Source organism: Leptospira idonii, assembly GCF_004770995.1.
Lineage (GTDB): Bacteria > Spirochaetota > Leptospiria > Leptospirales > Leptospiraceae > Leptospira_A > Leptospira_A idonii.
Genome location: NZ_RQHW01000026.1, coordinates 40,089 through 49,476 on the forward strand (window position 1 = coordinate 40,089; position 9,388 = coordinate 49,476).

Annotated in this window: 7 protein-coding genes; 4 read left to right on the forward strand and 3 right to left on the reverse strand. The window is 42.0% G+C overall.

Translation table 11 applies throughout. The features are described from left to right. Positions 1 to 8: 8 nt before the first annotated feature. Both EHS15_RS06970 and EHS15_RS06975 read right to left on the reverse strand, forming a co-directional pair. Positions 9 to 2,255 carry a sulfatase family protein gene (locus tag EHS15_RS06970; RefSeq protein WP_342775506.1) on the reverse strand — a complete coding sequence of 749 codons (2,247 nt, stop codon included), beginning with the start codon at positions 2,253 to 2,255 and terminating at the stop codon, positions 9 to 11. Between the two features lie 127 nt (positions 2,256 to 2,382). After that, positions 2,383 to 5,541 (reverse strand): hypothetical protein, encoded by a 3,159-nt coding sequence (locus EHS15_RS06975; protein WP_135759840.1) that lies wholly within the window; start codon positions 5,539 to 5,541, stop codon positions 2,383 to 2,385. Positions 5,542 to 5,674: 133 nt separating this feature from the next. Here EHS15_RS06975 and EHS15_RS06980 point away from each other — a divergent pair, with 133 nt between their 5' ends. From EHS15_RS06980 to EHS15_RS06995, 4 genes are all read left to right on the forward strand, one after another. Further along, positions 5,675 to 6,541, forward strand: a complete 867-nt coding sequence (locus tag EHS15_RS06980) for an alpha/beta hydrolase (protein WP_135759841.1) — start codon at positions 5,675 to 5,677, stop codon at positions 6,539 to 6,541. A gap of 14 nt (positions 6,542 to 6,555) precedes the next feature. Continuing rightward, positions 6,556 to 6,993, forward strand: a complete 438-nt coding sequence (locus EHS15_RS06985; protein ID WP_135759842.1) for an FAS1-like dehydratase domain-containing protein — start codon at positions 6,556 to 6,558, stop codon at positions 6,991 to 6,993. 18 nt (positions 6,994 to 7,011) lie between these two features. Then, positions 7,012 to 7,431 (forward strand): MaoC/PaaZ C-terminal domain-containing protein, encoded by a 420-nt coding sequence (locus EHS15_RS06990; protein WP_135759843.1) that lies wholly within the window; start codon positions 7,012 to 7,014, stop codon positions 7,429 to 7,431. A 139-nt stretch (positions 7,432 to 7,570) separates the two neighbouring features. Further along, the gene (locus tag EHS15_RS06995; RefSeq protein ID WP_135759844.1) at positions 7,571 to 8,170 is read left to right on the forward strand and encodes a DUF4269 domain-containing protein; all 600 of its coding nucleotides are present in this window, start codon (positions 7,571 to 7,573) and stop codon (positions 8,168 to 8,170) included. Between the two features lie 98 nt (positions 8,171 to 8,268). Here EHS15_RS06995 and EHS15_RS07000 read toward each other — a convergent pair whose 3' ends face one another. After that, complete coding sequence (locus EHS15_RS07000; RefSeq protein WP_135759845.1) at positions 8,269 to 9,111, reverse strand: bifunctional helix-turn-helix domain-containing protein/methylated-DNA--[protein]-cysteine S-methyltransferase; 843 nt, start codon at positions 9,109 to 9,111, stop codon at positions 8,269 to 8,271. Between the last annotated feature and the right edge of the window lie 277 nt (positions 9,112 to 9,388).

Here is a 9,388-nt window from a genome sequence, read left to right on the forward strand (position 1 = left end):
AGCATTTTTTATTCGTGGATGTATCCCCAGGTTTCTAAAATCTTCTTCACTTCCTGTCCCATCTCTTTCTGTGCTTGGGATTCGGTCGTTCCGCTAAAATATCCGTCGTTGTAAATCCAAGGAAGATCGGAGTTCTCCCAACCATTCGGTTTTCTTTCGGAAACCAGAAGGTCTTTCCAATTTCCATAACCGATCCCTTTGGATTCGAGACCCCATTTCCCCACCCGAAACAATGCAGGAACGCCGTTTCGAAATAGAAAGAAATTTCCATCCATCTCTGGATTCACAGTATGAACCTGAAATTCCTGGGAACTAGAACCCGTTTTCGTCCGGAACTGAATCGTCTTTGCGGAAGAGGATTGAATTTGGGTTTGTTCCGAAGCCTGCCAATCGTAAACGGAACCTTGGATTTGGAAACTTCCTGAATCCACACAATCTAACGCAGGACAGGGGGGAAGATAGATATGAATTCTGTTTCTTTTCAGAAAATTGCCTTCTGCGAAATCTTGTCTGGCTTTTGCCAACAGGGAAGAGTTCGGTTCCAAGGATAAATTGTTTCTCTCTTCAGGATCCTTTTTTAAATCGTAAAGTTCTTCCGCCATTGTATGAGGTTCTCCGTCGATTGTTCGACGAACAGTCGTAAAACCGGGATACCTTCTCACATATTTATATTCTTCCGTGCGGACGGATTCAGACATTCTTCCTTCCGTATAGATCATTTTCTCTTCGGGGCACTTTTTTTTCCCCAAAATACATACGGAATAATCGACTCCTTTGTATTGATCAGAGGAATGTGAGATTCCCGCCAAACCTAGAACAGTGGGAACAAGAGAAAGTAAAGAAGATTGATGAGGAATTTTTCTAGTTCGAACCGATTCATCGGTGGATTTGGGAAGTTTGATGAAATAAGGAACATTGATTTCCTCATCATAATGGGTCTCCCCATGCCCAAAGCGGGTTCTCATGATAAAGTGATAACTGTAATCGTGGTGAGGGCTAAAAAGTTCCCCATGATCCCCGGTTAGGATGATCATCGTATTGTCATAAATTTTCAGTTCTTTGAGTTTGGAGATGAGCCTTCCCACTTCTCTATCCGTATAATGCATTTCCCCGATATAACGTTGCACAGGTGATTCGTATTTATAAAACACTTCGGAAGGAATGATTTTTTTCACTGCGGCCATATCTTCCGGAGGAGGAGAATAAGAAGCATGAGGAGTGTTCAAATTAAAATGAAGGAAAAAAGGTCTGTCGGAATATTCTTCCAAGAAAGACAAAGCATGGTTTGTCAGTTCGGGAGTATCTAAAATATCCATCCCCACTTGATAGGAATTATGAAATCCTAAGTCGATTCCGACGGTAGTATAATCCAGAAAAAAAACATTGTTCATGATCGATTTGGTGTAATACCCTTTCTCGCGAAAAGAGTTCACCAAATTGTCCCTTTTTTTTCCGTAATAAACCTTACGCTGGTAAGGTTTAGTGGTGAACCAGGAATTGCCCAGTCCCAAGTTAGAAGAATATTCCGAATGAAAAAAAGACATCATGGAAGGTTTGGTCCAATTCCCGTTGGAGAAAGGGTTTTCAAAAAAAACGGATTCCTTAGCCAGCAAATCCATATTAGGTGTAATAGGATAAGGATAACCGTAAGATCCGAAAAAATCTTTTCTGGCGGAATCCAAAACGATCAAAATTACGTTCGGTCCGGGAGATGCTTTTTTTCCATACAACAAAGGTTCCGCCAAATAAAGATGGGACTTAGAGCTTTTCCAAACGAAACGGATCGTTTCCTTTACATCGAAATCCGTTTTCCATTGTTTCCAGTTTTCCCGATTCTTTGCCCCCAATGTTTCGGAAATCTTTTCTTTTCCATCCACTTCCAAAATAAGGATTCCTTCTGCTTCGGAAAAAGAATCGGAAAGGATTCCGGTCATAGACTGAAACGAATAAGTTCCAGGTTCAATTTTAAACAAATAACTAGAATTTGGCGGAAAATAAATCGCATCCAAGGAATGATTGATGAATAGATTTTTATCCGTATTGAAAGTGATTTGTGTATTTTTCCATTTCTCTGAAATCGGCAGAGAAGAATGTCGTCCGGGATTTTTTTTCCAATGCGAGAAAAGAGGATCTTTTTCGGAGAAAGATCCTTCTACAGTAACTTTCGGATCGTTCAGAATGCGTGAGAGATCATAAACGATTACATTCGTTTTTTTCGCTTCGGAACAGAAAAAAGACAATCCCGATAAAAACAAAGTGAATAGGATTCGGACGGTTCTCTTTGATTCGCATTTCCGCATGTAAGTACAATGCTTAGAAATCCGCTTTAGGAGGAAATTGGAAATTAAATTCTCGAGGCGCTAAAGAGAAGAAACGGAAATTCTATAAACAAGTTCCGTCGTATTCCAAAGCTCCCCCGCTCACTGTGGCATTGCCTCCAGGACGCGGGTTCCCGCTGTAATCTATATTGAATCCTCCGATCACATTGCTCATCTGAGTGATTGCGCAAGGAGAAGTAGCGGTGAAGTTCCAATTTTTGGTAGTTCCGAAATTAGAAACAAAGTTAGGATTAGATGTTAGATTCAGACTGGAAACTCCCGAAATGGGATTGGCAGTACAAGCAGCAACTCCAGGGAACCCTCCCGGACAGAGAGTATCAAATGCGGAAGCACTGTTCGTATGATTGAATAGAATAGGACAATTGAACATCGTATTTCCACGAACAGCAGTTAATGCAGAACCTGAATCGTAATTGATGCAGAAACGAGTTCCTACGGAATTTTCCACCATCAATACATTATTTTGGACATCGGTTGCATTCGTAACGGTTGTGACCAAGTTTAAAGCGATCGATTTGCTGTTGGAAGGAACGGCTGATGTCGCAGTTCCGGAGGAAATCGTATTATGATACACCTGTGTGACCGCATTATTATTGGATAATGTGAGTCCTTCCGAGTTTCCGTTCGCAGTGGCGGAAATACTCCTTCCTCCGTCGATGAAATTGTTATTGATGACGAAACTTCCGCCGGAGAGAAAATAAACCCCATACACATAAGAATTGCTAGTTCCCGTATTATTACTGAATCCTCCGGAAACCCTATTTCGTTTGATAGCGGTTCCGCTAGTGGCATTGCTAAAGTGCATTCCGTACGTAGCGGAATAACTTGCTCCGCTTCCAACAGCATTCCCTCCGGTTATGCTGTTGGCTTCGATATCATAAAATCCTGCGAGTGCTGAAATTCCATAACTGATGGCGGAACCTCCTGAATTACTAGCCGTTCCCCCCGAAATGGTATTATAATGAATCGAAGCTCCGTTCATTAAGAACAGTCCGTACGAATTCAACACTCCGCTTCCGGCCAATATGATATTCCCCTCTTTGGAAGCTAAGTCTCCGATTTTGAGTCCCATACTGGCGTTCATATGGATGCCTTTAGCGGTGTTTGCAGTCCCACCTTGGATCACATTTCCTTTTAGAACTCCTCCGATGGATTGGCTTAGATAAAATCCAGTACTTACGGAGCCTGCCATTATAGGAGAAACGGTTCCGCCGGTGATCACATTCCCTCTCAACAAACTAAAATCAGGCGATACCGTTATCGCCGCCGTATAAATGCCATACGTATTGCAAGATGTAGTCGAACAAAATCCGCCTATGATTTGGTTCGCTTGGATGATGGGAACGGAGGAACCTGCCATATTATTATCGTAATAGATTCCGCCAGTGTTGCAGCTGGCAGCAATGCATTCCCCCCCTTGAATCAAATTCAAAACCAAAGCCCCTGCTGCGGGATCTGCCAAGGAAACTCCTCCGAAATTTAAGACGACCATACCGGCAGCATGTCTTCCCGTTCCGCCGACAACCCAGTTATTCGAAAAGATAGGATCTCCTCCGTTGATTCGAACCCCGGTAGGATCACTTGAGGCAAGATTCGCTCCTACGATTTTGAATCCGTCTATCGTGGTTTTGTTGGACACTGTCGAAGGAATATCAACCGACATACAAGGAGTAGTCGTTAAATCGGAAGCAGCGCATCCTACAGGAGATGAGTTGATGATTTGAGTCTGCTTTAAAGATGTGTTTCTAGTCGCAAAGCTTGTGCTTGCCGTATAACCGCCAAACAAGGAAATTCCGTCCATGATTTCCACAGAAGATTTGGACAAAGGAACATTAACGGCTTCATACGTGCCGTCTTCCACATAAACCACACAATCTTTTGTGGTAAAACAAGGGGATACGCTCAAATCATCGATTGCTTTATGAAGGGAACTAAATGGATCGCCGGGAGTGTATCCTGTATTCATCATATCATTTCCTGAAGCGGAAGAAACGTATCGAAACGCGGAAGGAACCGTATAACGAACCGTATGTTGTCCTGCCGCTAGAGTAAATGCGGAAGCACTGACGCAAGTCAAAGAAGCTAACTTCGCTCCTGTGGTCCATTGACTGGGTGAAGGAGAAACAACTAAAGTATCGTTCGGAATGTTCGTCGTTGCCAATGTGAACGTCAGAGGATTTCCGTCCACTCGGGCCAGATCGGGAGAAGAAGTGGAGCAACTTCCGATCGTGACCGCTTCAGAAAACTGAAGTCGAATGTCTTGGTTTGGCTGAAGAGGAGAAAAGTTAGGAGGAGTCTGCGCTAAAAGACTGAAACAATTCACATTCACGGAAACATCGGAGCTGGCGATGATTCCTGCGGTACTTCCCGTTAGAACACAAGTATGGCCGCTGGGTTGAGCCGTGATCCCAATGGAATAGCTACCACTGCTAGGAATATCCGTAGAAAAATAATGTGTCCCATTTGTGGTAATGGAAAGGGCGTCCGCTCCATTATTCGTTAAACTTAATGTTCCAGAGGCGACTCCATTTACTACTACAGAGATGGCATGAGCGGTTGTGGTACAATTGACAGCTAAGCTGTTCACATTGGCCGCAGTAAATGTTCCTGTTCCTCCGGTTACGATGCAATTTTGAGTAGGATGAGCGGGTTGTGTGGTAACTCCCACAGAATACGCAGTCCCTTCTTCATAAGTGGCTGCGAAAGCAAATGTTCCTAAGGCGCCGATCGACTGAGAGTCGGATCCATTGCTTAAAACCAGCCCGAATCCGGCAAGTCCCGTAATGGTACCACCTAGAGTATATTTAGCAGATTCGCAATTGACCGTGATTGTTCGGATGTCTCCTCCTACCACGATTCCTTCTTGGCCTGCAATTTCACAAGTTTGCGGAGAAGGCTGAGTTTTGATTCGGACGATGTATTTGGATCCTGCAGCCAATTGGGCTTTGAAAGAGACTTCTTTGTCTGTGGTACCTACCGCAATTTCTTCGCTGGAATTCAAAGAAATCACAAGACCGCTTTTTTTCAAACCGGTTATGTTGACATATATTGTGGATGGAGTCGATCCCATTCCGAAACGAAGAAAGCTGATCGTTTCCAGATCGCTTCGTTGCAAAGAAGGGATGCACTGGTTCGTCAAAATCAGACCGGCAAAAAGTAATTTCCTGCCCTTGGCGACAACCGACATAATTCTAGTGTCCATGAATCCCTTACTTACAAATAACAACCTGGAGATATTTTATTGGCGGTCAGCATTAAATTTCCGAACCAAGTCGGTTTTTTTTGTAAGGAAAAGTTCTTTCTTTTTCCCTTTCCTGCCCTGATTTTAGCAAAGTATGAGCATATGGGAAAAAGCATACTCCAGAGAGGAGTCCACATTTCAAAATAAAGACGGTGGAAAAATTTACTACCAAGTCTATCGCCCTAAATCGGGTGCAAAGAAGGTAATGGTAGTCCACCACGGATTCGGAGAACACAGTGGACGGTATACGAATCTTCTGGATGCAATTGCTGACAAAGGTTATGTGGTCTATCTGATCGATGCGAGAGGACACGGACGTTCCGACGGAAGAAGAGGAGTTATAACCGACTTCGCCGATTTTTTTGCCGACCTAAAACAATTGATCGATATCGCAAAACAAAAAGAAGGTGTTCAAAAAATCACCCTTCTAGGTCACTCTATGGGAGCTGCTGTCGTCTTTTTATATACAGGTAAAGACAACAACCAAAATGACTTGAATGCTTTGATTACAAGTGCACTTCCCATTAAAGTACAAACCGACCTTGTAATGGACATCAAAAAAGCAGCAGGCGGTTTTTTAGCAAAACTACTCCCTACTCTGACCATTCCTGCAGGTCTCGACGTAAATATGATCTCCCACGATAAGTCCGTAGTGGAAGCGTATGTGAACGACCCTCTGGTGCATGGAAATATATCCGCATACTTGGGGGACTTCCTTCTCAATTGTTACGACGACGCTTTGGAAACTGCCGCAAAAATCAAAGTGCCTATTTATATGTTCCACGGAAAAGAAGATCAAATCGCAATTTCCACAGGAAGCATCGACGCCTTCGAAAGGTTAGGCTCGAGCGACAAAACATTGAAATTATTTGACGGATTGTACCACGAATCCATGAACGAAACTCCTAGAGAGCGTGAAATCGTCTTTAAAGAGTTAGTTGCTTGGATTGACAAACATTAAGGAGAAAATAGCCAATGGCAATTAGCAAAGATATAGTTGGAAAAAAACTAGATACCTTTGAATTTACTGTAGAACGAGGCAAAATCAAAGAATTTTGCCTTGCGATCAACGAGAAAAACCCTATTTACTTTGATTTGGAAGAAGCGAAAAAAGCGGGATACAAAGACATCCCTGCTCCGCCCACTTTCCCAACAGTGATCCAATTTTGGGGATACCCGAAAATTTGGAACGATATGGCGGAATTAGGAATCGATTTATCCAAAATCCTTCACTTAAAAGAAGAATACACATATCATAAAGTTCTTTATCCGGGAAAAGTTTCCGCTCAATCCGAAATCTCGGACGTAAAAGTGGGAAGAGCAGAAATCGTAACTTTCAAAACAACGATGTACGATGAAAACAAAGACCCGATTCTTTCCGCAGAGATGGCCATTTTCATTCGTAAGGATTAATCAAGGAGGATCAGAACCATGGCAAAAATTAAATTTGATAGCGTAGAAGTAGGACAAACTCTTCCTCCGATTGAAGTTCCCGTAATAGAACATGCGAATCTAGTTCGTTATGCGGGTGCATCCGGCGACTTTAACCCGATTCACAACGATCCAGATTTCGCAAGAAAAGCGGGTCTTGAAGGAACCATTTCTCACGGTATGTATGTAATGGCTCAAATCGGAAGACTTTGTACTTCCTGGGCGGAGCAACAAGACATCGCTTATTTCGGAGTTACTTTTAAAGCAATGACGAAGTTAGGTGAAAAACTGACATGTGTTGGAACGATCAAAAAAAAGTTCGAAAAAGACGGTAAAAAACAAGTCACTGTGAGCGTAGAAGCCAAAAACGAAGCAGGAGAAGTGAAAGCAGGCGGAGACCTAATCGTCAACGCAGTTTAATTCCTTCCTATCCCGATGGCACCCGCCATCGGGAAATCCCCTTTTTACCCGCCTTTTCAAGTTCCGTTCCCGTTCTTCTTAGAAATAAATTTCTTTCCTTTGCTTGTATTTTTTCCTTCCGTATATTTTCATTCTAACTATGCAGCTGAGTCCGAATCTCCCCAAAGAATTAGAATACTTCTTAACCCCGGACTATCTGGAAAACGGGAACGGGAAACAAAGATCCTTATATTCGGATCTATCAAATCATAAAATCATCCCTAAGCTGACAGGATTTTATCCTCTGATTGCGGGAACCATCCCTATAGGAATCGATACGGAAGAAAGCGATGTAGATATACTTGCCTATTATAATAATCCGAACCATCTGATTAAGATAACATACGCTAAATTTCGTCATTATAAGGATTTTGCGACGGAAACGATCACTATTGACGGAGAACCTTCTCTAAAAATCAATTTCAGTACCGATCAATTCGCATATGAAATCTTTGCACAAAAGATCAAACCGGAAAAACAGAAAGGTTTTTTACACATGATTGCTGAGAAAAGAATTTTGGATTTGGCGGGAGAAAATTTCCGCAATCAGATCATCGCAAAGAAAAAACAAAAAATAAAAACGGAACCCGCCTTCGGCGAACTCCTCGGATGGAAAGGAGATCCTTATCAAATTCTTGCTGACTTAGCATTTTCATCCGAGGAAGAGTTGAAAAAGGTTTTAGAAGGCAAACCTAACTAGAAAGAAATATTTAAGTTAAATCAAATCGATCAAAGTAAAAGTTAATTAACCAACTTTCTTAAATTCTTCATTCACTTTCTCAGAGAGAAGAAATTTTATCACCCGATCGTCCTTGCTTGTTCCCATCCGATCATTGCCGTTTTACGAATGTTTCCCCAATGGTATCCGCCGAAACCTCCCGTAGATTGAATCACTCTATGGCAAGGAATTAAGAATGCGACAGGATTGTCTCCTATTGCAGTTCCCACCGCTCTCGAAGCAGAAGGTTTGTTGATGTTCTTCGCAATTTCACCGTAAGTGGCCAATTTTCCCATAGGTATCTTCAATAGAGTTTCCCAAACTTTGATTTGAAACTCTGTGCCCTTTAAATGAAGTTTGATGGGAGCGATTTCTTTCCAATCCTGAGTGAATATATAAAGAGCATTTTGTTGGATGAGATCGGTCATTTGTTTGTAGTTTGCTTTCGGGAATGATTTTTTTAATTCCTCCAGAGCGAAGGTTTCTTCGTCTGCGAAAGAGATATGGCAAATTCCTTTGTCCGTGGAAGCCACTAAGATATTTCCGAAAGGACTTTCCGCATAACTATAATGAATGGAAAGATTCTCTCCTCCGTTTTTATATTCTCCGGGAGTCATTCCTTCTATGTTCATAAATAAATCGTGAAGTCTGCTTGTACCGGACAGACCTGTATCGAAAGCCGCATCGAAAAGAGTGGCTTGGTTTTCCTTTAACATTTTTTTCGCATGTTCTAATGTGATGTATTGAAGAAATTTTTTAGGACTCACTCCTGCCCAATCCGTAAATATCTTTTGAAAATGAAAAGGACTCAGGTGAACTTTTTCCGCCACCTTTTCTAAGCTAGGTTGAGATTTGAAATTCTCGGAAATGTATTGAATCGCTTCCGCAATTCGATGGAAATTTAATTTGTCTTGGTCCTTCATAAATTCAATGATACTTGGATTTCCATTCTTCAAAACCCGAATCTTGCGAAGTTTTCGGGAAAAATAAAAACATTCTGCCAATCTACAAACACCCAAGGGCAAAAAGGTGAAAACATTTTAAAAAAATTTCTGAAAACGGGAAAGGATCTTTTCAAACTCGTATCGCCATGATAAATGGACGCCATTGGGTGGCGGGTGGATGGAGTTCCTACCAAAAAACGGACATTAAAAAGCTCCTTTTTAGGAGACAAAAATGTCGAAGAAAATCAAATATTAT